Source organism: Domibacillus indicus, from assembly GCF_023715895.1.
Classification (GTDB): Bacteria; Bacillota; Bacilli; order Bacillales; family Domibacillaceae; genus Domibacillus; species Domibacillus indicus_A.
The window spans coordinates 70,295-94,882 of record NZ_JAMBOO010000015.1; the positions used below are offsets into that span (position 1 = coordinate 70,295).

Here is a 24,588-nt window from a genome sequence, read left to right on the forward strand (position 1 = left end):
TTATAAAGTGATAAGGCTCGAAAGAAGCTCTTTTTGTAGGCCGTCTTCCGGGAATAAATGATTTTGAAGCTCTCTTAGTTTCCAAACCGTTGTGCTTGGATCGAGTTCTACATCATCTGTTGTTAAGAATTGGCCCTGCTTAATCGCTTTTTTCGCGACAACCTTGCCGCTGATCAAGCCGATTGGAATATGGCCGTTCCGTTTCATATCCTGATGGGTTTCTAATACGCCGCGGACCGCATAGCCGCCGATTCCATCGAGTGTTTCACCCGGCTGGATGTCTTTTTTCGCCACCGCGACCGTTTCAGAAACCGGTGCGCCAAGCGGATGAATCGAAGAATCGTGCTGCAGTACCGCTTTGGCAATCGTGATTGGTGTTTCCAGGCTGGCAAGGTGATATGGACGGTATAAAATGTGGTGCTCTCTGTCACCTTTCTTCAGCAAATAATTCAGTTCGTGCGCTACCGCTTCGTTTTGGCCTTTTACGATCACAAATACGCCAGGTGCAAGACCATCTACGTATTCAACTACACCAAAATTGTTTAACACGCCGCCATTTTCTTTCACATCCAAATCTTTAATTACGGAATCAAGATCTCCAGCAATTCCATGCATGCCCACTACATCCGGTACAAATCCAATTGCATTAGACAGCAGGTTCATTTCAGCCATTGTCTTCGTGCCGTCTTGGAAAGCAGCCAGCATATGCGAAGACATTTTTTTCTTGTCTGCCTCTTCCTGCGCAGTGGAAGGGTTAGCTGTGACATTCAATTTATTATTTTTTCCTTTACCAGCAACAAGGACTTCCATACCCATTGTTTTGGCAAACTCGAAGAGTTCAAGTGTTGCCGCAGGCTCATCACCTGCTGAACCTGTGTAAACTAGTCCAGCGTTCTTAAACATCTGGTGCATGACTGGACCAATCGTAATGTCTACTTCAACATTTAATAAAACAAGGTGTTTCTTCGATCTGAACGCCTCAAGCGAAATATTGGCTCCGACTTCAGGAACGCCTGTCGCGTCGACAATGACTTCAACATTCTGAGATTGAATCACTTCACGAAAATCGTTGGATACAATAATCGATTCTTTTCTGTCTGCCTGTGCGTTATAGTAATCTGCCGCTCTTTGAGCAGCTTCAACATTAATGTCACTGATACCGGTTACACTCATACCCGGAATACGTGAGATTTGCCCGATCATGCCAAAGCCCATCTGTCCGGCACCGATCACTCCTACTTTAATTGGCTGATTTGCTTTTTCCCGTTCTACTAACTGTTGATAGATTGACATACTGTAGCCTCCCAGAATTTTTGATAATGCGAAAGTCTTAACATTTGTGAAATGAATTCATCTTTTTATAAATAATTATCATTTGTTAACAGTATTATCATTTGACAATTTGAATCTTACACGATTCTGAAAACTCTGTCAAACCATTATTTTTTAAAATCGAAAAATGCCCTTAGCAAAGAAGACAAAGAAAATTCGTGGTCTTTGCTTAGATTCTAGTTTTGAAAATAGTTAATAAATAAAAACACTATGATAAAATGGGTGAACAGTTGTGAAAAATACACAAATCGACAGAAAGGAGAACAACCATTGCTTGCTGCTGAAAGAAAGTTGAAAATCATTGATTATGTACGAAAACATAGTGTAGCTTCAGTGGCGCAGCTTTCCCAGGACTTTGGTGTCCACGAAGCAACCATCAGACGAGATTTAAGTGAAATTGAAAAAGAAGGACGTTTAAGAAGAACACACGGTGGAGTAGTTCTTGTGGAAAGGGTGAGTTCAGAACCTTCTTTCACGGTCCGCGTGAATGAACGTGTTGAGGAAAAAACATCAATTGCTGAACGTGCGATAGAAATGATCAACGAAGGAGATAGCATTATTTTGGATTCAGGAACCACAACTTTTCAAATCGCCCGGTTGTTGTCTGCCAAATCCAATATTACCGTTGTCACCAACGACATTAAAATTGCAGCGGAATTGCAAAATAACAAAGATATTAAAGTAATCGTAACGGGGGGTGTACTTTCTCCTGAAAGTTATATGTTAAACGGTCTTTTTACAGATCATGCCTTAAAAAAGCTGCATGTGACGAAAGCCTTTATTGTTATTCCAGCAATTCATCCAAAGCTTGGATTAACTCATTTTGATGATCAATTTGTTTCTGCTAAACGCAGCATGATTGAATCAGCCGAGCAAACGATTGTGGTAACGGACCATACAAAACTTGGGGGTGTGTCTTTGCACAATGTAGCGCCTGTTGCTCAAATTGATGTATTGATTACAGGAAAAGAAGCCTCCGAAACCCAAGTAAAACAATTTCAAGAAGCAGGGGTAACGGTTTATACCGTTTAATTTTATCTATTTTTCAAAGTGCAGAAGAGTTCTTCTGCACTTTTATTTTTTTATAAATGTTTATAAATGTTCATTTTTTATAAAATTTTGATTGATTTTGTTCGTTTTGTGCTTTATGATGTGAACTATCACAAATTTTCAGACAAAAAGGAGTCTACACATGAGCACTGTTTCGGTTTCAAATTCAATAGAACAATTAGCGATCAATGCCATTAGAACGTTGTCAATTGATGCAGTAGAAAAAGCGAAATCTGGCCATCCCGGCATGCCGATGGGCGCTGCTCCTATGGCCTATACACTGTGGAGCAAGGTGATGAATCACAACCCTGCAAATCCTGAATGGTTTAACCGTGACCGTTTTGTTTTGTCAGCAGGACATGGCTCTATGCTTTTATACAGCCTGCTGCATCTTTGCGGCTATGATGTATCACTTGAAGATTTAAAGCAGTTCAGACAATGGGGAAGTAAAACACCGGGACATCCAGAATACGGCCATACGCCGGGTGTTGATGCAACTACAGGTCCCCTAGGACAAGGCGTAGCAATGGGCGTAGGTATGGCAATGGCAGAAGCGCATCTTGCCGCAAAATACAATAAAGAACAATTCGCTATTGTAGACCACTATACGTATGTGATCTGCGGTGATGGCGACCTAATGGAAGGCGTTTCAGCAGAAGCTGCGTCTCTTGCTGGCCACCTGAAGCTTGGCAAACTTGTGATGATGTATGATTCTAACAACATTACGCTTGACGGTGAAGCGAACCTTTCTTTTTCAGAAGATGTAGGAAAGCGCTTTGAATCGTACGGATGGCAAGTGTTAAAAGTATCCGATCAGCATGATATCCAAAGCATCGAGCAAGCGCTGCTGGAAGCGAAAAAAGAAACATCGAAACCAACATTGATTGAAGTGACTACGACATTGGGATACGGCAGCCCAAATAAAGGCGGAAAAGGCGGCCACAAGGGAACACATGGCTCACCGCTTGGCAAAGAAGAAGCTGCTTTAACTAAGGAATTCTATCAATGGCCACAAGAAGATTTCTTTGTTCCTGAAGAAGTGAGAGCTCACTACGAAGAAATCAAGGCAAAAGGCGTAGAAGCGAATCAGCAATGGGAGATTTTGCTTGTACAATATAAACAAACCTTCCCTGAACTTGCTCAAAGTCTTGAACAAGACTTACAAAACGGTCCATTATACGTTCAAGATGAAACATTGCCAGCATATGAAGTAGGCACGGAAATTTCTACCCGTATCGCTTCAGGCCAAGTGTTAAATGCTCTTGCTCAGCAAATTCCAAGCTTGCTTGGCGGTTCTGCCGATTTAGAATCATCGACCATGACCCATTTAAATGGATTAGACCGGTTTGCGCCAGGTCAGTATGAAGGGCGTAACGTCTATTTCGGTGTACGGGAATTTGCGATGGGGGCTGTATTAAACGGTCTGGCACTTCATGGAGGCGTTAAACCATTTGGCTCTACGTTCTTTGTTTTCTCTGATTACCTTCGCCCGGCCATTCGCCTGGCTGCTTTAATGAACTTGCCGGTTACGTATGTTTTCACGCATGACAGTATTTTTGTGGGCGAGGACGGTCCGACCCATGAACCGATCGAGCAACTAGCTGCTTTGCGCTCGATTCCAAACATGACAGTGCTTCGCCCGGCTGATGCCAATGAAACGGTTGCTGCCTGGAAATACGCAGCTGAAAATCAAAATGGTCCAGTGGCACTTGTACTGAGCCGCCAAAATATCAAGGTAACGGTTGAACGGGAAACAGCCCTAAACCAACTTGCAAAAGGTGCATATGTTTTAGCAGGTACTGAGCAGGTTGAGTATGACGTCCAGCTTATGGCAACAGGATCTGAAGTATCACTTGCTGTTCAGGTAAGAGAGCAGCTTGTTCAAGAAGGAATCCGTGCACGCGTTATCAGCATGCCATCTTGGGAACTGTTTGAAAAACAGACAGCAGAATATCAAGACAGTATTTTAGGAACAGACAATACATTAAATGTTGCGATTGAACTTGCATCGCCATTTGGCTGGGCAAATTACGTGGGCCGAAAAGGCTTAATTGTCGGTATTCCAACGTTTGGTGCCTCTGCGCCAGGCGCACAAATTGCCAAAGAATTTGGATTTACAGTAGAAAGCATTGTTTCTCAAATTAAGAAACGCTTGTCCTAATTTTTTATCATCACTTTAAGAAAAGAGGAAAAATAATGAAATTCTTTTTGGATACAGCAAACCTAGAGGAAATTAAGCGCATTGTAAAACTTGGCCTAGTAGATGGTGTGACAACAAACCCTTCTATTATCGCAAAAGAAGGCGCGGATTTTAAAACACGCATTCAAGAAATTTGTTCAATCGTCAGTGGCCCAGTCAGCGCTGAGGTCATCGGTCTTACAGCGGAGGAAATGATTCAGGAAGGCCGTGAAATTGCTACTTGGGCAGACAATATTGTCGTAAAAATCCCAATGACCGAAGCAGGGCTGGAAGCAACCTATCAGTTAGCGCAAGAAGGCATTAAAACAAATGTTACCCTCATTTTTACCGAAGCCCAAGGCTTAATGGCTGCCAAAGCAGGTGCCACATACATCAGTCCTTTTATCGGAAGATTGGATGATATCGGCGCAGATGGCATCAGCTTGGTTCGGAACTTAAAAGAGGTACTGCAAGGATACGGTTATGAGACAGAAATCATTGCAGCAAGCATTCGTAACTTGGATCACCTTGTTCAGTCATCTCTTGCTGGCGCACATATTGCAACTATTCCTGGCAGCATTTTGCCGTCTCTATGGAATCACCCTCTTACAACGTCCGGCATTGAAACATTTATGAAGGACTGGGGGAAACTTCAGGGAACTCTTAGCTAAAAAAATATACGTTTAATTTAACCATATAGAAGACAGTCAGGAAAATGTAACTTCCTGGCTGTCTTCTTCACATATAGGAGGAAATCAAATGAAAATTGTCATCGCTTCTGACCATGGAGGTATTACAATCCGGCAGGAAATTATCTCACTTTTAAAAGAAATGAATCTTGAGTACATAGATCTTGGATGCGACTGCACTGCCTCTGTAGATTATCCAGATTATGCATTTCCAGCGGCCCAAAAAGTCGTAAGCGGAGAAGCAGACCGAGGCATTCTAGTATGCGGGACAGGAATTGGAATGAGTATTGCCGCAAATAAAGTAAAAGGTATCCGTTGTGCCCTTGCTCACGATACATTTAGCGCAAAAGCAACGAGAGAACATAACAATACAAATATGCTGGCACTTGGTGAGCGGGTGATTGGTCCAGGTCTTGCACGTGATATTGTGAAGGTTTGGCTTGAAACTCCATTTGAATCAGGCGGCCGGCATGAAACTAGAGTTAATAAAATCAAAGAAATTGAAAAGCAATACGCTTAATTGAACAAAAGAGAAAGTTCTCCTGCGAAAAAGACTTCCATGCTTTCGATGTTCATTCAAAAGCTAATTTTTCGATGATGATTACATAGACACGCCTGGTTATGGCGATACAGCATGAAAGTGCAATTTCACAGGGCCGCCTTATATTTAATTTCGGCGGCCCCTCTAAAAATGAAATAAATATGTATAAAGCTTCAACGGATTGAAATCTTTTGATAGGGATCAACACAGGTACTGGAAACAAAATTATAAAGAGTGAGGAGTGAATGCCACATGTGCAAGAAGGATATCGTTTATCTCTTATCGGATTCTGTTGGAGAAACCGCTGAGTTTGTTGTGAAAGCGGTTGCTAACCAATTTATTAGAGGAGATCTTGAGATTCATCAAAACTCTTATGTCGATAAAGAGTCTGATATAGAAGAGGTCATTATAGAAGCGAAACAAACGAATTCAATTATTGCCTACACGTTAGTTATAGACTCTTTAAAAAATTACCTTAATAAACGAGCAAATGAAGAGCAAGTTCTAGCGGTGGATTTACTCCATCCACTGATGAATGCGTTTATAACGAAGTTTGATAGGGAGCCGGTTTGTACACCTCGAATGATAAGAAAATTAGATAAAGACTATTTCCGAAAGGTAGAAGCGATGGAATTTGCGGTAAATTATGATGATGCCTGTGATGTCAAAGGTATTGTAAAAGCTGATATTGTATTAATTGGGGTATCACGAACATCCAAAACGCCGTTATCTATGTATCTAGCTTACAAAGGGTACAAGGTGGCGAATATACCGCTCGTTCCTGAAGCACCGGCTCCTGAGGAACTGTTTAGTATTCCCAGAAATAGGTGTGTCGGTCTCGTTATTAGTCCATACAAGTTAAATGATATTCGCAGGGAACGATTAAAAACACTAGGCTTAAAACCAGAAGCGAATTATGCCCAGCTTGAGCGGATTCTTGAAGAGCTGGATTATGCCGAAAGAGTGATGAAACGAGTAGGTTGTCCTGTGGTTGACGTTTCCAATAAAGCGATCGAAGAAACAGCAAATTATATCATGGATATTTTAAACATTGAGATGAGTGTTTAATAATGGATGAAATGATATACATCTTTGATGAAGGACAGAGAGATAAAATAAAAGGGGGAAATCAATATGTCAAAAGAAATCTTTACTATTAGAAACAAAGAAATTACTAAAGTTTTTGAAGAAACAACTAGACAATATTTGGTAGGGAATCTGGGAAGGCCTCAAGAATTAAATCACTTTAAAGATGATAAATTAGAAATCGGCATTACCTCTTATAATGAGCCTAACTGTGAAGCACCACATTACCATACACAAGCATATGAATACCAATATATCATTAGTGGAGAAACAGAATACATCGATATTGAAAGTGGAGAAGAATACAGTTTTTATGCAGGAGACTTTTATATAACACCTCCGGGCATTCGATATGCACAACGTTCCAAACCAGGAACAACAATTTTCTTTATCAAATCACCACCTGGTGATGATAAGGTTGTTATAGAACCATCAAAAGAAATTAAGACATGGATGAAAAAGGTGAATGAATCATAACATTCTGTAGCAATTAGTGATAAGGCCACGTAAAGTTTTTATAACCAATTATCACTTAAATGTCTTTTTTTTCTTCCGCATATACACCCAACCTAAAAAAATAATCGCCCTTTATGATATTAAACAATCAAAAAATGACAACTGAATCTAAAAACCCTTTAAGATTAATGTAGGACTAACTCTATAAAGGGGGACATAAAAACACTTTTAAGTTGAAAATTGGTATCGAAAATACCTAAAAACAACTTAAAGGTGTTTTTATATGCTGCTTTTTATATCGGGCAAAAAGTTATATTGTGAAGACGGTAAAATGCTGTCCGGAATAACTGAATATGAGCACTTGTAAGAGATAATTAGACAAAGTAATCCAAGCTGCCCGAGGATTAGAAGTTTTCTTTAATAGGAGAACTTCAAGGTTCTAAAAAATTACTAAGAAAATTATTGACAGCCCTTTCATTTCTGTGTAAGATCGTATTAACAAATGTTAGTTGTTTTATCATTTGTGAAAAACAAGTTAAAAGTATAACGGAATTCACTAATGTTAATTATTTGAAACCAATACATGTATTCATTATAGGAGGGTATAAGGGATGTCTATTTATCAACAGTTAGTAGCTCGGGAAAAAGCAAATCAGCCAATTAAAGTGGGAGTTATCGGTGCCGGTCAAATGGGTTTTGGGATGATTGGTCAAATTTCACGTATTCCGGGTATGTGTGTAACCGGTATCAGTGATATCAATGTTGAAGCAGCTCAAAGAGCTGCAGATTACTATAACGCACAGGCAGATCGAAAAGAGTCAATTATTGTATCCAATGATTTTCGTGAAGTAATTCAATCTCAGCATGTTGAAGTCATTGTCGACGCGACAGGTGTTCCGGAAGTAGGAGCCAATATTTCGCTTGAGGCGTTCAGATCGAAGAAACACCTTGTTTTATTAAATGTTGAAGTAGATATCACAATTGGTCCAGTCATGCACCAGATGTTTAAGAACGCTGGACTAGTTTACACAGGTTCAGCAGGTGATGAGCCTGCGGCAACGCTTGAACTCTTCGAGTTTGCGAAAACGATGGGTATGGAAGTCCTTGTTGCTGGTAAAGGAAAAAATAATAAATTAAATGTCACAGCCAATCCTTCCACTGCTCAGGAAGAGGCAGACAAGAAAAAAATGTCTTCTCATATGCTGGCTGCTTTCCAAGACGGCACGAAGACAATGGCTGAAATGAACCTGCTGTCTAATGCAATTGGATTTGTACCGGATGTAGTGGGCATGCATGGAATTGCTGGAGATCTTGATTCCGTAATTAAAGATTTGGATGTGAAAGAAAATGGCGGCGTGTTAAACAATTTTGGTGTAGTTGAATACGTAGATGGTCTTGCACCTGGCGTATTTGTGATCGTAAAAGGCCAAAACGAAGCGGTAGCGCACGAACTGAATTATTTGCTGAAGAAAGGTGACAGAGAGCACCACATTTTATACCGTCCATATCACCTTGCCAGCCTGGAAACACCAATCACGATTGCCAAAGCGGTACTGCAGCACGATTCTTCGATTCATCCGCTTGGCGCACCGGTTTCTGAAACGGTCGCGGTGGCGAAAAAAGACATCCAGCCGGGTGAAACACTAGATGGAATCGGCGGCTATGCTGTACGTGGTGTCCTGGAAACCCATCAGGATATGAAACGGAACGGCCATATTCCAATCGGCTTGATCAGCGGCAAGGTTGTCGCGAAAAAAGCGATTAAGCAGGGCCAATTCTTAACAACAGATGATGTAGAACTCGATCCAAGCACAACGGTTTGGAAACTAAGAGAGCTTCAAAATCATTTATTCCCGGAAGACGGCCTGCAGAAAGAGCTTCTTTCGAGCATCATTACGCTGTAAGAAACTATCTGCCATAGCGGATCATGCTGAACAACTTGTATAACGGGCAGGGAGGGTACGCCCATGGAAACATGGCTCCCTGCCCAATCAGCATGTCAAAGGGGTAAGAACAATGACGTTTATTGAAGACCGGCGGTCTCTTGTTAAAATGGCGCACATGTATTACGAAGAAGGTGCCACACAATCAGAAATTGCAAAAGAAATGGGCGTAAGCCGCTCATTGATTTCGAAATACTTAGCAAAAGCAAAAGAACAGGGCATTGTGGAAATTATCATTCACGATGATATTATCCATCCATTTCGCCAGCTGGAAATGCAGGTGGAACGTTCGTATGGCATCCGGGAAGTGATCTGTATCCCCAGTTTTGGCGGAGAATCCTCCAAAAGCCGGCTCGGTGCAGCAGCAGCTAAGTATTTATTGAGAGTCATGCAGGATGGCCAAACCATTGGTATTTCATCCGGGACCACCCTTTACGAATTTGCCAAAGCACTTACGACAAGCCAGGAGTATCCGTCTGTTGTATTTGTTCCATTAGTAGGCGGCATGGGAAATGAACGGGTTGATATCCATGCGAATCACATTGTGGCCACGCTGGCCCGCCAGTGCCGCGCCCAGTATAAACTGCTTCATACGCCCGTAATGGTCGATTCCAAAGAAGCAAAAGAAGTGTTTAAACAGCAGTCTTCGATTAAAAGTGTATTTGATCTTGCGGAAAAAGCCGACATTGCTGTTGTGGGAATTGGCGGCAAGCCACAGCATTCGACCATGGTGAAATCCTATTTGGGTGAAGAATATCAAAATCTCTTTGCGGGTCAACAGGATGTGGGTGACATTTGTTATAACTTCATCAATGAAGACGGCTCTGCTTCGAAGAATGCATGGAATGATCGAATCATTGCATTTGACGTAGAAAAATTAAAGGACCTTCCACTTGTGATTGGCGTAGCGAGCGGAAAAGAAAAAATAAAAGCGATTAAGGCCGCGTTAAAAGGCAGATTGATTGAAGTGCTGATCACCGATGAAGAAACGGCCCAGGCACTTTTAGAGGAAAAAGATTAATTTCACCACTGGAAGGTGTAATTAATCATTGTAAAGGAGCGATCATCGAATGTGGGGTTATCTTCTTGCGGGATTCGTCATCATGTGGCTGCTTCAATTTTATCTCACGGCAAGGCAAATGAAGCATTATCAGATGACGATACGTCGGATGAGCAATCGAGAAGGAGGCTATCTCGGCGTTGGTGTTGAAAAGAAAAAACTTGGTTCCGGAACGGTTCTTGTTTTGGTAACAAATGAAGAAGGCATTGTGGAAGAATGCCGCGTGATGAATGGAGTAACGGTTTTCGCGAAATTTAAAAACCATCATAAGTTTACAGGTAAACATATTTCAAGCTTGTATGATGAAAAATGGAAAAGCCCACTTAACATGGCGATTGAAAAAATAAAGCAACAGATGAATACGGCAACCACGGTTTAGACCTCAGCATATAAGAACATAAAAGAGGAGGAAATAAAGAATGGACTTCTTAGTGAAATTCGCAGAAGGGTTTATCGGAATGTTCGAAAAAGGTGGAGAAACCTTTATGGACATGTTCACCGGCATCATTCCGACACTCATTTGTTTGATTCTTGCTGTAAACGCTTTAATTAAGATTATCGGCGAAGAGCGGATTGACCGCTTTGCCCGTAAAACAACGAAAAATATTATTTTGCGCTATACATTGTTTCCATTTTTGGCGGTATTCTTTTTAACTAATCCGATGGCCTACACATTCGGGAAATTCCTTCCGGAACGCCAGAAGCCGGCATTTTATGATTCAACCGTATCCTTTCTCCATCCGATTACAGGGCTTTTCCCGCATGCGAATGCGGCAGAACTGTTTATCTACATGGGAATTGCACAGGGTATTACAACGCTTGGTCTTTCAACAGGACCACTGGCCATCCGGTTCTTTCTTGTTGGACTGGTCGTAATGTTAATCCGCGGAATTCTCACAGAACGCATTACTATTACAATGATGAAACGTCAGGGTATTTCCGTAACGGACTAACGAAGAGAGGAGGAGAAGCACATGTCTGAAAATCAAGCAGTAAATCCAGCATATAAAGCAGTCAAAATTACCAAAGGCAGCAACGGATGGGGAGGGCCGCTTGTCATCCAGCCGGATGAGCAGAAAAAGTATGTCGTATCCGTTACTGGCGGAGGGATTCACCCGGTTGCTCAGCGCATTGCCGAATTAACTGGTGCGGAAGCAGTTGACGGCTTTAAAACGTCGATTGACAAAGAGGAAATGGCCTGTGTGTTGATCGACTGCGGCGGTACAGCACGCTGTGGTGTGTATCCTAAAATGGGTGTATTGACGATTAATTTAACACCTACATCGCCATCCGGCCCATTAATGAAATTTATCAAGGAAGACAACTTTGTTTCCGGCGTCAGAGAGCCGGACATTCAGCCGGCAGATGGAACAGCAGCACCGTCCGTTACTGCGGCAGCTCATCCGAAAAATGTCCAGCAGCTGAAAGCAGAAGCACGTGAAAAAGTCGCGCAGATGAAAGACAGCAATGGCGAACCGCGCAAGCAGAACATCATTGAAAAGCTGGGCCGTTCGATGGGCGGCGTCATCGGGGTGCTGTACCAGGCTGCCCGTGAAACAATTGAGCAGGTACTAAAAAACATCATCCCATTTATGGCGCTTGTCAGCACCTTGATTGGGATTATCCTGTACACAGGTATTGGCGATATTATTGCCAACTTTGTATCGCCGCTTGCCGGCAATATCTTCGGGCTTCTCGTTCTGTCGGTGATTTGTGCCGTGCCGATCCTGTCACCGCTGCTCGGGCCGGGTGCCGTGATTGCCCAGGTCGTTGGTGTACTCGTCGGAGTGGAAATCGGCAAAGGGAATATCCCGCCAAACCTCGCCCTCCCTGCCCTGTTTGCGATTAATCCGCAGGTGGGCGCAGACTTTGTGCCAGTAGGCTTAACACTCGGGGAAGCAAAACCGGAAACAGTAGAAGTTGGGGTGCCGGCTGTTTTAATATCACGTTTAATTACAGGGCCGCTTGCGGTTGTGATTGCTTATTTTGCAAGCTTCGGTATGTATGAATAAACAGGAGGTAGAATCATGAGTATTCAAGAGAGTTTAAAACTGAAAACAATCTATCAGTCAACCGTTACAGAGCTTGGTGCAGACGTGGAAATGTTTGCAGAAGAAAAAATGCTCATTCTTTTTAATGAAAGTGCACCAAAGGATTTGCGCGACATCGCCGTGAGCCATACGGTGGTTTCATTAGAAGGCACTATTGAAGCGGGCGACATTCTCTCATTTGACGACCAGTCTTATGAAATCACGTTTGTCGGCGGTAAAGTAAATGAGACAGTGAGTGAGCTTGGCCACTGCACGATCGCATTTAATGGGGCAGACCATGCGGACCTGCCGGGAACGATGTGTGTAGAAGAAAAATCGATGCCTACAATTACCGTATCGACAAAATTGTCTATCAGTAAAAAATAGTTCAATCATCAAACAGGCCGTTAAGCTTATTCCCTTGCTTAACGGTCATTTTATTTTCTAATAGCTGTCGAATTTGTCGGCAGCTTGCAGCCTCGGTTTATTTACCACGGCTGCTTTTATATTTTTAAGTTTCAAACTAACCTTTAATTTAATATGAATTATAAAAAAAGAAAATTATTAATAAATTCACTATATGTTATTTAAAGAGCAGTTTTTTGTCATGGTTCTAAGCTTTCTCAATTATATCCCTGGCTATTTCTGCATATTACTACCTTTTCTTCCGCCTCTTTCTTTAAGCATTCCTTAATCTCACTTGATAGGTACATGGATCACATTTCTTCTTCTGATTCATTACTCATTGCTTCATGCTCTCGACTTTACTGAATGCGGCCTCATACAAGCTGGCGCCCAATTCCTCTGAAACTCCGCGAAGGATTGTATTTTTCATATGAAGCACTAGGCGGTCCGCCAGCATTTCAATATGCCGGTTATCCATCTTTACATGCTGATAAAGCAGATACATGACTTGATAGGTGAGGGAGACTGCCCGCAGATTAAGCACCGCATATCCTGGCTTTGTGCGGCGCTTGCCCATTTCAATGGAATAGTCAGGTGTTAACCTATGTGTATAGATCCCTTCCATATAGCTCAATGTATTATCGGTTCCGACTACAATAAAGTACTAGTCCCCTAAACCTTTGCGTATAAGCTGATCTTCTATATAAGTACACTTTTACGCGAAATTTGCTCGAGTGCCAAATACTTTGTGGACAGACTAGTAAAGCTCTAAAGAATGCAGAAAAAGCCGATTCCCAACTTTAAAAATCGGCTTCTTCTCTATTTATTATTTCAAATTATAATTTATTATATGTTTCATCATCGACAGGTTCCAACCATTCCGGCGTACCTGCAGTGATTGCAATGTGTTCAAACCAGCTGTCTTTTGTAGCGCCATGCCAGTGTTTTACACCATCATGGGTGACAATAACATCACCAGCTTTTAAGAATTGAGCAGGGTTTCCTTCTTCTTGGTACCAACCTTCGCCACCAGTCACTAATAATAGTTGGAATCCATCACGATGAATATGCCAGTTATTCCGGCATCCCGGTTCAAAGGTCACATTCCCAACACCAACACTCACTTTAGGGTCAGCAATTAATGTTTTAAGATAACTTTTTCCCACAAAAAATTGTGCATATGCTTCATTTTTTTCACCCACTGGGAAAATAACGCCATTTTTTACTTCTTCATGTTTTGCCATTTTAATTCCTCCAATAAACTTTATTTTTTATTAACCAACTTGAACAGATGGACGAATAATCATTTCATTAATGGCTACATCTGATGGTTGCTCAATGGCAAATGCAATTGCACGAGCGATGCTGTCAGCATCAATTGCCACTTGGTAAAATTCATCTAATCCTGCTTTCTGCTGATGCTGGCAAATCACGATACAGAATGGAATTTAGATATAAAAAAGATAGATTTAGTTTCACTCAGTGAGGAAACAAGTAAATTAATTAAAAATGTTTATGACCAGCATATTTCTATATGTACTCGGTATGACAGGGTAATAGCAAACGTAGATAAGCAAAAAATGAAGCAGCTATTGTTTATTTTGCTTGATAATGCATTAAAATATAGCACTTCTTCTATTAAGCTATATGTCGGATATAAGAACGAACACGTTTTTTTCACTGTGAAGGATCATGGAATTGGTATACCGAAAGAAGATATCGCACATATTTTTGACCGCTTTTATCGGGTCGATAAAGCGAGAAACCGAGAAACAGGAGGAACTGGGCTGGGTTTATCAATTGCAAAACAGATCGTAGATTCTCATCAAGGAAGCATAGATGTCTTTAGCAAAGAAGGCGAAGGAACTAGTTTTGTTGTTACTTTGCCAAAATAATTAATAGTTTTTGCTGATTTTTGAGGGAAATATCATTTTTAGTTTATAAGTAGAATTCAAAAGTAAAGGGAAAGCCCTATGACTATATGGCTTTCCTTTTTTGATTCCTGACAATATTCTCATCATTTTCTAATCTTTTTATTATTTTCTTTTAATTTAAGTACCGTAAAGTAAATTTAAGCTTAAATTAAAGGGCGTTGCTCAGAAATCTACCCTTTTATTTAGCCTTTAGCAGGATAGTTATTATGAATTTTTTGGGTTGAAAGAAAAAACAAAAAGCAGAAAGGGAGGAGCTCAATGGATGTGATTTCTGAAATCTTAGAATTCAACAATGCTTTTGTACAGCAAAAAGAGTACGAAGAATTCCGCACCACGAAATATCCAGACAGAAAATTAGTTATCCTGACTTGTATGGATACTCGATTATTGGAATTGCTCCCAAGAGCAATGGGGTTAAAAAATGGGGATGCTAAAATTATTAAAAATGCCGGAGCAATTATCTCCCACCCTTTCGGAAGTATTATGCGCAGTATTCTTGTAGCCATTTATCAATTAAAAGCTGAAGAAGTGTGTGTGATTGGACATCATGGATGTGGTATGGTGGGCCTTCAATCTTCTTCGATTCTCAAGGCTGCAGAAGAAAATGGAGTTAGCAAAGATCGAATCAATACCCTATCGAACGCCGGTATTGATTTATCTGCATGGCTGACAGGCTTTCAATGCGTAGAGGAAAGTGTCAAAAATAGTGTTCAGCTGATCAAAAATCACCCTTTAATGTCCGCTAATATCGCCGTTCATGGAATGGTCATCCATCCCCAAACAGGTAAATTAGATTATATCGTAGACGGATATAATAGCGTTGATTCTAGTAACAATAAATTATTTAGAGTGTAAAGGGAGGGTACTACAAATGATTTCTTCTAGCAGATTTCATGGATACAAATTAGGCCATTTTCAGAAAGACCTTGTTGCCGGGCTGGTAGTAGGAATTGTAGCCATTCCTTTAGCGATGGCTTTTGCTATTGCATCAGGAGTTAGGCCGGAATACGGACTTTACACATCAATTATTGCTGGAATAATGGTTTCACTTTTTGGAGGATCCAAGTATCAAATTGCAGGCCCGACTGGAGCTTTTGTTCCAGTTTTGTTGGGAGTAGTCATACAGTTTGGGTACGAGAAACTATTAATTGCCGGTTTCTTAGCAGGCATTATGATTTTTCTTATGGGTGTTTTTAAATTAGGAAGATATATAAAGTTTATCCCACGGCCTGTCACGATTGGCTTTACTGCCGGCATTGCTGTCATCATCTTTTCTGGCCAGATTGCCAATTTTCTAGGTCTCCGTGATTTGGAAAGAGAAGAAGCATTCCTTTTAAACATGAGAGAAATCGCATTGAATTTAAATACGGTGAATATCTACAGTGTTTTCGTAGCTATTATAAGCTTAGCTATCGTGCTGTTGTCGCCAAGATTTTTACCCAAGATTCCCGGGGCGCTCCTGGCATTAGTTATATCAACGCTGGCCGCTGTGTTGTTCTTCCCTAATCAAGTAGCCACTATTGGGTCGACTTATGGCGCAATTCCTAATGAATTGCCGAACTTTGCGTTTCCTGAAATTACTGGAAGCCTGGTGATTGAACTCCTTCCTGCTGCGTTGGTTATTGCTATGCTGGGAGGAATTGAATCATTATTATCTGCCCTAGTAGCAGACGGAATGACCAAGGGCAAGCATAATAGCAATAAGGAACTAATTGGCCAAGGATTAGCTAATATGGTTGCCCCTTTATTTGGAGGAATTCCGGCGACAGGAGCCATCGCGCGAACGGCAACAAATATTAAAAACGGGGCTGCTTCCCCTTTATCGGGTGTGATACATGGGGTTGTAGTATTACTAGTGCTGGTTATTTTAGCACCATATGCTTCAGCCATTCCTTTAGCCAGTATGGCTCCTATCCTTATGTTTGTCGCATGGAACATGAGCGAGCGCAAAGAATTTGCGAATATCTTGAAAACGAAAACCATGGATTCCTTAGTATTAGTCGTTACCTTCCTGTTAACAGTTTTTATGGATCTTACAACAGGTGTAGGAATTGGCTTGCTTTTAGCTCTTCTAGCTTTTGTTGGACGAATGAGCAGTACGGTGAAAGTGTCAAAAGTTTTACCGGATCCGACTGATAAAATAGTGAAGCCTGAAATGGTGTTGGAAGGTTCCAACTGTCCGCAGATTAACATTTATACAGTAGAAGGACCTTTATTCTTTGGTTCGACCGAACGACTTGAGGAGGAACTAGAAAGTATTGCTCGTTCCAAACCGAGAATTCTTCTATTAAGAATGAGCAAAGTGTCATTTATTGACACATCGGGAGAAGCACTCCTCGCGAACATTGTGAAACAATTCAAGGCTTCCCATCAGCAAGTAATAATTTCTGGCATCCAGCAACAGCCAAAAGAATTATTTGAAAAAACGGGTTTGTATGAGCTAATAGGCAAGGAACATATCTTTACCCGTACGGGTCATGCGATTGATAAAGCTTTATCACACTTAGATGTTGATCGCTGCAAAGGGTGTAAACAATTTTCTTTTAATGAATGTACAGCACTTTCACAGCAAGCTTCCAAGCCTGCCGTTTTCAAACAAAAGAGAAAACAAGAGCCAGGATTGATTTGAAAATGGGCAATTTTTCTATTGTGGACTATGATTCACTTTTGTCTTAAATTCACCCCAAAATATGATCACAAGAGAAGTTAGTATTCTTCTATTGACTTATGGCAAGCCATCTTATTAATAGATGCTTTGCCATAATTTCTATTCGTTAATCAAAGCAAGCTCTTTTTAGATTATATTTCTCTCCGGAAGCACAATCCTGATTAGTTACTAAGAAGTAATTAATGGAATAAATAAGTAAGTTGACGATCAAAAGAAAAGGGTGAGAGGACGGGTGAAAACTACATTAGCCATAACGCTATTTACGATGCTTTTTACTTCTGGATGTTTCGGAGGAGGACAGCCAAATGCCCCGGATGAACAGCGGAGCTCTTCCGACAGGCAAGACAATGGGGAGCCAGAAGCCGCAGCCACAGTGGATGGAGAGCTTGAAGTGGTTGCGGAGCAGCTTGATATGCCTTGGTCTATCGAGAAGAACGGAAATACTTTGTACGTAACCGAAATGGGAGGGACGATTTTAAAGATAGAAGAAGATGGAACTGTAGAACGGCAAGCGGCAGAGCTTGGGGGCGAATTGATGACAGTTGGAAGGGGAGGGTTAATGGGGCTTAAACTCGCTCCCGACTTTTCGGAGTCAAACCTCGCATATGCTTATTATTCGTATCAGGATAATGCCGAGCCATTTTACAGGATTGTAACATTACGCCAGGAAGATAACGTGTGGAGGCAGGAGCGCGTGCTCCTCGATTCGATCCCTGGCGGCGATTACCATCACGGGGGAAGGCTCAAGATTGGGCCGGACGGAAAACTGTATGTAACTGTCGGCGATACTTACGAGGAGGATATTGCACAAGACCTTAACTTATTAGGCGGTAAAATCTTAAGAATGAACCTTGATGGATCGATCCCAAGTGATAACCCGTTTCCAAATTCCTATATTTATAGTTATGGACACCGAAATCCTCAAGGAATGGCTTGGTCGTCTGATAAGACTTTATATGCAAGCGAACATGGGAACAATGCAAACGATGAAGTCAATCTTATAGAAGCGGGCCGCAATTATGGCTGGCCGGTTATTGAGGGAGAAGAACAGCAGGAAGGCATGGTTTCGCCGCTGTTTACTTCTGGAAACGAAGCGACCTGGGCGCCGTCCGGAATGGCTTATTACGAAGGCAAGTTGTATGTTGCGGCGCTGAGAGGATCCGCAGTTATAGAGTTTGACCTGGAAACGGGGGGACAACGCGAAGTGATTAGCGGGCTGGGGCGAATTCGCGATGTATTCATCGAAGATCACACCCTTTATTTCATTAGCAGTAATACAGATGGATGGGTTACTCCCCAGGATGATGACGATAAACTATACAGAATCCTACTTTCGGACTTGACTTAATTAAGAGCAGTAAGGGAAGAAGGCAGAATGCTGGTTCTTCAAGGGAGATGAATACATGTAAAACACTTGAGGCTAGCAAGTTATCTATAGTTGCATGGAAAGGGAGGTCCTTAGTTTCCTATTATCATGATAGACTGTTGTTTATTAATACATCGATATATATTCTTAACTCAATATTGATTCCTTAGGAAGAAGGAAAATGAACATATCTCAACAAAATGATACCGTAAGAAAAATGCGGTTTGTTGACTAGTCTGTAACATAAACTTTTTCTGCTTAATAGTCGAAGTAGGACTGCTCTGAACAAATGGTTATCCAAACCGAGATTCTTAGAGTTTGGGTTTTCTATTATTACAGAGAGGTGAATCAAAGTATGATACATGGTAAAAAAGCGCGTTTTCTAGCAGGATTACTTCTAGTCTTAGGATTAGGACTGGTGATGACCTTCTTATACTCAACAAACAATATTAGTTATGGCAGTAACAGTAGCGTCGCTAACAATAACAATACCGATCAAAATATTCCAAAGAAAACAAAGCTGAGTAAGGTTCCAAAAGGTAAGATAAAGACCACTAAAGTAACACTTCCAAACGAGAAAACCGGTCTAGAGCTGAAAGGGTTGGTCTTTACTCCTGGAAGTATGAAGCCGAACGCAAAACTGCCAGCAGTTGTCGTTGGTGGTCCTATGTTCTCCGTGAAGGAACAAACCCAGAGTCTCTATGCGCAAAAGATGGCGGGGCTCGGTTATGTGGCCATTGTGTTTGATTATACCTACTTTGGTGAAAGTGAGGGTGAGCCACGCCAACTAGAAGATCCCTTTATGAAATCTGAAGATATTAAGAGTGCGGTGTCGTACCTTGAATCGCTCCCTTATGTCGATGCTGAGCGGATTGTTGGGCTCGGTGTTTGTGGTACCGGCAGCTACATGCCATATACTGCAGTTTCTGATCGCCGTATCAAAGCCGTTGCAACAGTTGTCCCATACGGCGGCATGAGCCAGATGGCGACATTAAGTCTAGAGGAAGCAAGGGAACAGCGTGAGGCATACGAACGTGGAGAAAGAGATCCAAACTACACAGCTATCTTGCCCGATGGTAATAGCGAAGCTGGTGAATATTACTTCAATCCTGATCGCGGCGCCGTCCCTAATTGGCGAAATGAATATGTGACGTGGTCTGCAGAAAAGTGGCTTGAATTTAACCCTGAGGAAGCACTGAGTAACCTTGGGCCTACCCCGTTACTCATCGTCACAGCGTCCAACGCATGGTCGCTTTCTAGCGTAGAAAGTCTATACGATGCGGCAAATGGACCGAAGGAATTTTACTTGATCGAGGGTGCCCGTCACTTTGATGTTTACGATCTCGAGCCTTACGTTACAGAAGCAATGGATCAGGTCGAAGGGTTCTTTGCGGAGCATTTAGACTAAATTGTTGCACAGAATGGTTTTTTTAACGTGCGTACTTGATACTGGTTGTTAAGTTAATGAATTACTATAACAAAACAAATTACAAAAGACGCTTCTTCTACCATAGGGACTGACCCGTAAATGTTAGACACCAAACTAACATTTACGGGGTGTTTTTATGGCCAAATTTACAACGGAAGAAAAGATTCAAATTGTATTAAGGTATTTAAAAAGAAATGAAAGTATTTATAAAATTGCTGAAGAAGCCGGAGTCAGTTCTCCAATCTTAAGTGGATGGATTCGTCTTTATGAACAATTCGGCGCAGAAGGGTTTTTAAAATCCTATACAAGCTATTCTGTGGAGTTTAAACTTAATGTACTCAAGTATATGAAAGACACGGGTACATCCTCTTATGACGCAGCTGCCATTTTCAATATTTCTTCACCAGGCTTGATCCGAAATTGGCGAAAGTTATTTGAGACTGGAGGAATTGATGCCCTACATCCAAAGAAAAAGGGGCGATCATTCATGAAAAAAGAAACAAAATCTACTGTTAAAAAACAATTGTGAAGTGAACTCAAAAAGTTAGACACATAATTTAAGCTGTTAAAGAGGACTGAATCCTGTATTGAACAGAGCTCAGTCCTTTCTCAAATGAAAGATTACAAGTTCATTCGTGAAAGGGAATGCGGTCTCCTTTATTAATTCTCAATGGTTAAAATGTGACATGTGGAAAGTCAGTGAAAAAACACTTTGATGCTATCAAAGTGTTTTTTACGTTATATTTATTTAGTGTTAAATCGTGTTTCATAGACGAGCATAGAGGAGTGGTCATCATCAGGTACAGCATATAATTTTATTCCATAATCTGTATTTTCTAGATATACAGGGTTACGTGTAATAGTATGACCTTGAGGTGAAAATAAAGAGATCGGCAGTTCATGTTTAGTATTCATCGATTTCATATCTAGTAACGCAAGGCCGCCTAGTTCATATTTAGCTACATTATTACCTTGCTGTGGCAGTTCTGTAATACCGCTGCAAATCATATTATCATTTCCTGCACTTTCGCAGTCCTGATAATCGATAAAATGACTGGGGTTGCTTGTCTTGCTCAGTACTTTTCCTTTTTGATCAAACTCGTAAAATGTTCGTGAACCCCAGCTTACCGCCTTTAATTTTCCTTTTTCACCGTCACGTAAGATCCCGCCGATATGATCATTCGTTCTAAACATTTCCTGTGGTTTCATGGTTTTTGGATCCACTTTATAGATTATGGATTCACTGTTGGGGCGGTATTCAGCAACCGATACCCAAATTGATTCCCCATCAAAAGCAATACCGCCGGGATGATACATATCGCCTTCACCTAGTTTTATATCTTGTAACAGTTTTCCCTGTTCATTGTAAACGAAGAGGTGACCGATTCCTTTCCCAGGTGTGCGGTCATATCCGTCACGAGGATGTTCGAATTTAACAGGTTTTTCAATGATCTCTACTGAAGACATGTAGTATAAGTCACCAATCTTCGTCATTCCTTGAGGGTGATAGGTGTTAAACTGTAGATCCACCTTTCCTTTCTCTTCCCATTCTGTATTACGAGACAGTTGTTTGAATTTGTCGACAAGCTGTTCTCCATCATTCTTTGTTTGAAGAACATCCGGGTTTGCATACGCCGTGGTAACTGAACCTATTGCTAAGGCTGCTGCGAGTGTGAGAAACAATTTTTTCATCATTCATCCTCCTAGTCGTCTAATGTTTTATCTGTTCAACCTATACATATTGAGGGAAATCAGCATCATCTTTGCTGTTAGGCAATAAGCGGAATTTTTCGTACCGCTATTCTTAGGTGAGTGTATTGTGTATCTTCATTGATGTCCCCTCTGGAATAGGGTCGACTTAACCTTACTAAATAGTTATTAAGTTAAAGTGAAAGGATTATGGTGTTTGTATGAATATTTGTTTACAAAGTATGAAGGGCTAGACAAGTCAAAGAGAAGTTAGGGGGAGATGGGTTTTTAGTGGATGAAAACCTTAATTATATCTATCCCCAGGAAGGCAGCTTTCTTTTGGTTAGGAATAACGAAGTGATAGAAATGATTAAAGAATAAATGAGGCCAATGTCAAACAACAGGAACCACCCAATAAAAGGCCTCTATCACTTTAGGAGGACAATAAACTTCTTACGGTGGACCGCCCCTTCTTACAGTCTTTCATTTGTTCTGTCAATCTGTCATTCCATCCAACCATCATTTGACTCCCCTAATCTTAATACTAGTGGATAAGACAAGTTTAGTTTTGTTTTTACTTTGCAGGTGCTATATCAAAGCGGCTATTCTTTTTTGGGAGATCTTCTCCCTGTTTTTATTTACATTTTTTTATAGATTCTACTCATGTTCCTTTACATTGGCTCTGTATACTTCTCATGTAAAACTATTTTAAGAGTTTGGGGATGAGGAAATGATCAGAAAAAAACTAATATCTTCAGCTATAGCTGTACTCACGATGAGTTCATTTATAGTTTCAGGGCAGGAGGCAACTGCAGCTGAAACGTCTTTTGGTTCAAAAGGGTTCGACCTGCAAGCACACCGTGGGGGCATGGGGCTCACTGTTGAATCTTCTATTGCATCATTTTCACATGCGCTGGAACTTGGTGTGAGTACGCTCGAGCTCGATGTACAGATCACTGAGGACGATAAAGCGGTGGTTACCCATGACCGAAAGATCTCAAACGCAGTCTGTAAGGATACAGCCCCTGCATTTGAAAATGACCCGGAGTATCCTTATGTGGGAAAATACATAAAAGACCTAACCCTTGAGCAGATCCGTACGATGGACTGCGGTTCGTTGAGTAAGCCGCAATACCCTGGACAGGTGACGAGTCCCGGAGCAAAAATGCTTTTGCTGACTGACGTTTTTGATCTGGTAAAACAGTATGATGCGAAAAAGGTTTGGATGAACATCGAAACAAAAGTTGAAGCAGGTGCTCCACATGAGACGGCTCCACGTGAAGATTTTGTTCATATTGTAGCCCGTGAGGTTCGTGAGGCGGGAATGCTCGACCGGGTTTCGATTCAAAGCTTTGACTGGGGTTCTCTAATGATGATGCGTGAAGTCGAACCAAGCCTTCCGATCGTGGCACTTACAAACGGTCCTCAATTCCTGCAGCCAGGACAGCCGGGAGCGTCACCTTGGCTTGGAGGCATCGATATAGATGACTTCGGAGGAGACCTTGTTGCGGCTGCTCATTCGTTCGGAGCTGATGCGATTTCACCGGTACACGGATTTCCCCAAAACGGCAAGATTACAGATGAGAACTATGAACCTTATGTAACAGCAAAGATGGTAGATGATGCACATCAGTCAGGTATGAAAGTCATCCCATGGACAGTAAACGATAAAGTTACCATGAATAAACTCGTGGATGACGGTGTAGACGGTATCATTACCGATTATCCGGATCGCCTCCGGGAAGTCATGACAGAGCATGGTTTTAAGCTGCCGAAGAAATATACAGCTTCAAAATAATAAATGAATACAAAAAGCGAAGACAGCGTTACTAAAAAGTAATGCTGTTTTTTTGAAGCCAAATTGACTGGAGGAAAAAATTAGAATGAACATCGTTATTAAACTGACTTTCCGCATGTAAAAAACAGTAAATAGCGTTTTTTCATTTTTTCTCAATCAAAAACTAAGAAAGCAGCTGGTCTTTGGCTAAAGTCTATAAGGAATCGATTTTTGACATTCTTTGTGTAAAGGGAATTAAGACGATAAGAGCAAGAAAGTACGGGAGCAGCTCTGTGGTGGATGTTGTCATCCTGGTTAAGTCCACTTTAGGCATTGGGGCAGCCCATGATATTTCAATGGAAGTAGAGGACGCACTGATGAAGGAACACGATGTAATAGAAGTTCATGTACATGTACAACCTCATTAATATATTTAGTGACGCAGGGGTAAAAACAGAGGAGCCCCCGGAGCTATCTCGGGGGCTTACGCCACACGAAGCGTTACGCTTAAATTGACAAATGATCATTTGTAAAAAGTTTAAAACAATTCAATTTGGGTATAATGAAATGGATTCGAAATGTAAGGAGGCACACAAATAATGGAACGCGGAAAAGTTAAGTGGTTTAATGGTGAAAAGGGATTTGGATTTATTGAACGTGACGGCGGAGAAGATGTATTTGTACATTTCTCAGCAATACAAGGTGAAGGTTTCAAGAATCTTGATGAAGGACAAGAAGTGGAATTTGAGGTTGAACAAGGTCAAAGAGGACCTCAAGCCGTTAATGTTCATAAATTATAATTAGCCGCCAATCAAAACAGACTCTAAATGAAGTGCACCCCAATTGTTAGACACCATCTAACAATTGGAGGTGTATTTTTTATGGTTAGGTTTTCAATAGAAGACAAAATGAACGCCGTACGGCGTTATGAATCAGGACCAGAAGGCGTTAAGA

Annotated in this window: 25 protein-coding genes and 1 pseudogene; 21 read left to right on the forward strand and 5 right to left on the reverse strand. The window is 41.3% G+C overall.

Features of this window, described 5'->3' with window-relative positions; translation table 11 throughout:
* Nucleotides 1–1,293, reverse strand: a complete 1,293-nt coding sequence (locus M3221_RS17635; RefSeq protein ID WP_251273033.1) for an NAD(P)H-dependent oxidoreductase — start codon at nucleotides 1,291–1,293, stop codon at nucleotides 1–3.
* Nucleotides 1,294–1,602: 309 nt separating this feature from the next.
* Here M3221_RS17635 and M3221_RS17640 point away from each other — a divergent pair, with 309 nt between their 5' ends.
* From M3221_RS17640 to M3221_RS17695, 12 genes are all read left to right on the forward strand, one after another.
* Nucleotides 1,603–2,364 carry a DeoR/GlpR family DNA-binding transcription regulator gene (locus M3221_RS17640; RefSeq protein ID WP_242237928.1) on the forward strand — a complete coding sequence of 254 codons (762 nt, stop codon included), beginning with the start codon at nucleotides 1,603–1,605 and terminating at the stop codon, nucleotides 2,362–2,364.
* A gap of 160 nt (nucleotides 2,365–2,524) precedes the next feature.
* Complete coding sequence (gene tkt, locus M3221_RS17645) at nucleotides 2,525–4,543, forward strand: transketolase (protein ID WP_251273034.1); 2,019 nt, start codon at nucleotides 2,525–2,527, stop codon at nucleotides 4,541–4,543.
* 35 nt (nucleotides 4,544–4,578) lie between these two features.
* Nucleotides 4,579–5,232, forward strand: coding sequence for a fructose-6-phosphate aldolase (fsa, locus tag M3221_RS17650; protein WP_251273035.1), 654 nt, complete (start codon nucleotides 4,579–4,581; stop codon nucleotides 5,230–5,232).
* Nucleotides 5,233–5,320: 88 nt separating this feature from the next.
* Nucleotides 5,321–5,770 carry a ribose 5-phosphate isomerase B gene (rpiB, locus tag M3221_RS17655; protein WP_251273036.1) on the forward strand — a complete coding sequence of 150 codons (450 nt, stop codon included), beginning with the start codon at nucleotides 5,321–5,323 and terminating at the stop codon, nucleotides 5,768–5,770.
* 273 nt (nucleotides 5,771–6,043) lie between these two features.
* Entirely contained in the window at nucleotides 6,044–6,859 is an 816-nt protein-coding gene (locus M3221_RS17660) for a pyruvate, water dikinase regulatory protein (protein WP_251273037.1), read from the forward strand.
* 66 nt (nucleotides 6,860–6,925) lie between these two features.
* The gene (locus M3221_RS17665) at nucleotides 6,926–7,354 is read left to right on the forward strand and encodes a cupin domain-containing protein (protein WP_251273038.1); all 429 of its coding nucleotides are present in this window, start codon (nucleotides 6,926–6,928) and stop codon (nucleotides 7,352–7,354) included.
* A gap of 590 nt (nucleotides 7,355–7,944) precedes the next feature.
* Nucleotides 7,945–9,237 (forward strand): NAD(P)H-dependent oxidoreductase, encoded by a 1,293-nt coding sequence (locus tag M3221_RS17670; protein ID WP_251273039.1) that lies wholly within the window; start codon nucleotides 7,945–7,947, stop codon nucleotides 9,235–9,237.
* A gap of 112 nt (nucleotides 9,238–9,349) precedes the next feature.
* Nucleotides 9,350–10,297 carry a sugar-binding transcriptional regulator gene (locus M3221_RS17675; protein ID WP_251273040.1) on the forward strand — a complete coding sequence of 316 codons (948 nt, stop codon included), beginning with the start codon at nucleotides 9,350–9,352 and terminating at the stop codon, nucleotides 10,295–10,297.
* A gap of 49 nt (nucleotides 10,298–10,346) precedes the next feature.
* Entirely contained in the window at nucleotides 10,347–10,715 is a 369-nt protein-coding gene (locus tag M3221_RS17680; protein WP_251273041.1) for a transcriptional regulator GutM, read from the forward strand.
* Between the two features lie 40 nt (nucleotides 10,716–10,755).
* Nucleotides 10,756–11,289: a PTS glucitol/sorbitol transporter subunit IIC gene (srlA, locus tag M3221_RS17685; RefSeq protein ID WP_251273042.1), complete on the forward strand. Its 534-nt coding sequence runs from the start codon at nucleotides 10,756–10,758 to the stop codon at nucleotides 11,287–11,289.
* Nucleotides 11,290–11,310: 21 nt separating this feature from the next.
* Complete coding sequence (gene srlE / locus M3221_RS17690; protein ID WP_251273043.1) at nucleotides 11,311–12,348, forward strand: PTS glucitol/sorbitol transporter subunit IIB; 1,038 nt, start codon at nucleotides 11,311–11,313, stop codon at nucleotides 12,346–12,348.
* A gap of 15 nt (nucleotides 12,349–12,363) precedes the next feature.
* Nucleotides 12,364–12,753, forward strand: a complete 390-nt coding sequence (locus M3221_RS17695) for a PTS glucitol/sorbitol transporter subunit IIA (protein WP_251273044.1) — start codon at nucleotides 12,364–12,366, stop codon at nucleotides 12,751–12,753.
* 355 nt (nucleotides 12,754–13,108) lie between these two features.
* Here the strand turns inward: M3221_RS17695 and M3221_RS17700 are convergent, their stop codons facing one another.
* The 3 genes and pseudogenes from M3221_RS17700 to M3221_RS17710 all read right to left on the reverse strand — a co-directional run.
* Nucleotides 13,109–13,405 carry a hypothetical protein gene (locus M3221_RS17700; protein ID WP_251273045.1) on the reverse strand — a complete coding sequence of 99 codons (297 nt, stop codon included), beginning with the start codon at nucleotides 13,403–13,405 and terminating at the stop codon, nucleotides 13,109–13,111.
* A gap of 202 nt (nucleotides 13,406–13,607) precedes the next feature.
* Complete coding sequence (locus tag M3221_RS17705; RefSeq protein ID WP_251273046.1) at nucleotides 13,608–14,015, reverse strand: cupin domain-containing protein; 408 nt, start codon at nucleotides 14,013–14,015, stop codon at nucleotides 13,608–13,610.
* 30 nt (nucleotides 14,016–14,045) lie between these two features.
* Nucleotides 14,046–14,159 (reverse strand): annotated as a pseudogene (locus M3221_RS17710) (oxidoreductase); the annotation flags it as partial.
* 30 nt (nucleotides 14,160–14,189) lie between these two features.
* On the opposite strand from M3221_RS17710, the gene M3221_RS17715 reads away from it, so the two are divergent.
* From M3221_RS17715 to M3221_RS17740, 6 genes are all read left to right on the forward strand, one after another.
* Complete coding sequence (locus M3221_RS17715; RefSeq protein ID WP_251273048.1) at nucleotides 14,190–14,666, forward strand: sensor histidine kinase; 477 nt, start codon at nucleotides 14,190–14,192, stop codon at nucleotides 14,664–14,666.
* A gap of 297 nt (nucleotides 14,667–14,963) precedes the next feature.
* Nucleotides 14,964–15,560, forward strand: coding sequence for a beta-class carbonic anhydrase (locus M3221_RS17720; protein WP_251273049.1), 597 nt, complete (start codon nucleotides 14,964–14,966; stop codon nucleotides 15,558–15,560).
* A 16-nt stretch (nucleotides 15,561–15,576) separates the two neighbouring features.
* Complete coding sequence (locus M3221_RS17725; RefSeq protein WP_251273050.1) at nucleotides 15,577–17,334, forward strand: SulP family inorganic anion transporter; 1,758 nt, start codon at nucleotides 15,577–15,579, stop codon at nucleotides 17,332–17,334.
* 271 nt (nucleotides 17,335–17,605) lie between these two features.
* Complete coding sequence (locus M3221_RS17730) at nucleotides 17,606–18,721, forward strand: PQQ-dependent sugar dehydrogenase (RefSeq protein WP_251273051.1); 1,116 nt, start codon at nucleotides 17,606–17,608, stop codon at nucleotides 18,719–18,721.
* Nucleotides 18,722–19,094: 373 nt separating this feature from the next.
* On the forward strand, nucleotides 19,095–20,147 hold the full coding sequence (locus tag M3221_RS17735) for an alpha/beta hydrolase (RefSeq protein ID WP_251273052.1): 1,053 nt from the start codon (nucleotides 19,095–19,097) through the stop codon (nucleotides 20,145–20,147).
* Between the two features lie 157 nt (nucleotides 20,148–20,304).
* Nucleotides 20,305–20,697: a transposase gene (locus M3221_RS17740; protein ID WP_251273053.1), complete on the forward strand. Its 393-nt coding sequence runs from the start codon at nucleotides 20,305–20,307 to the stop codon at nucleotides 20,695–20,697.
* A gap of 215 nt (nucleotides 20,698–20,912) precedes the next feature.
* On the opposite strand, the gene M3221_RS17745 is transcribed toward M3221_RS17740, so the two are convergent.
* Nucleotides 20,913–21,860 (reverse strand): DUF6454 family protein, encoded by a 948-nt coding sequence (locus M3221_RS17745; RefSeq protein ID WP_251273054.1) that lies wholly within the window; start codon nucleotides 21,858–21,860, stop codon nucleotides 20,913–20,915.
* Between the two features lie 772 nt (nucleotides 21,861–22,632).
* Here M3221_RS17745 and M3221_RS17750 point away from each other — a divergent pair.
* The 3 genes from M3221_RS17750 (at nucleotide 22,633) to M3221_RS17760 (ending at nucleotide 24,434) form a co-directional block, all read left to right on the forward strand.
* Nucleotides 22,633–23,655, forward strand: coding sequence for a glycerophosphodiester phosphodiesterase (locus tag M3221_RS17750; protein ID WP_251273055.1), 1,023 nt, complete (start codon nucleotides 22,633–22,635; stop codon nucleotides 23,653–23,655).
* A 182-nt stretch (nucleotides 23,656–23,837) separates the two neighbouring features.
* On the forward strand, nucleotides 23,838–24,062 hold the full coding sequence (locus M3221_RS17755) for a cation transporter dimerization domain-containing protein (RefSeq protein ID WP_251273056.1): 225 nt from the start codon (nucleotides 23,838–23,840) through the stop codon (nucleotides 24,060–24,062).
* A gap of 171 nt (nucleotides 24,063–24,233) precedes the next feature.
* Nucleotides 24,234–24,434, forward strand: coding sequence for a cold-shock protein (locus M3221_RS17760; protein ID WP_251273026.1), 201 nt, complete (start codon nucleotides 24,234–24,236; stop codon nucleotides 24,432–24,434).
* Nucleotides 24,435–24,588 lie beyond the last annotated feature (154 nt).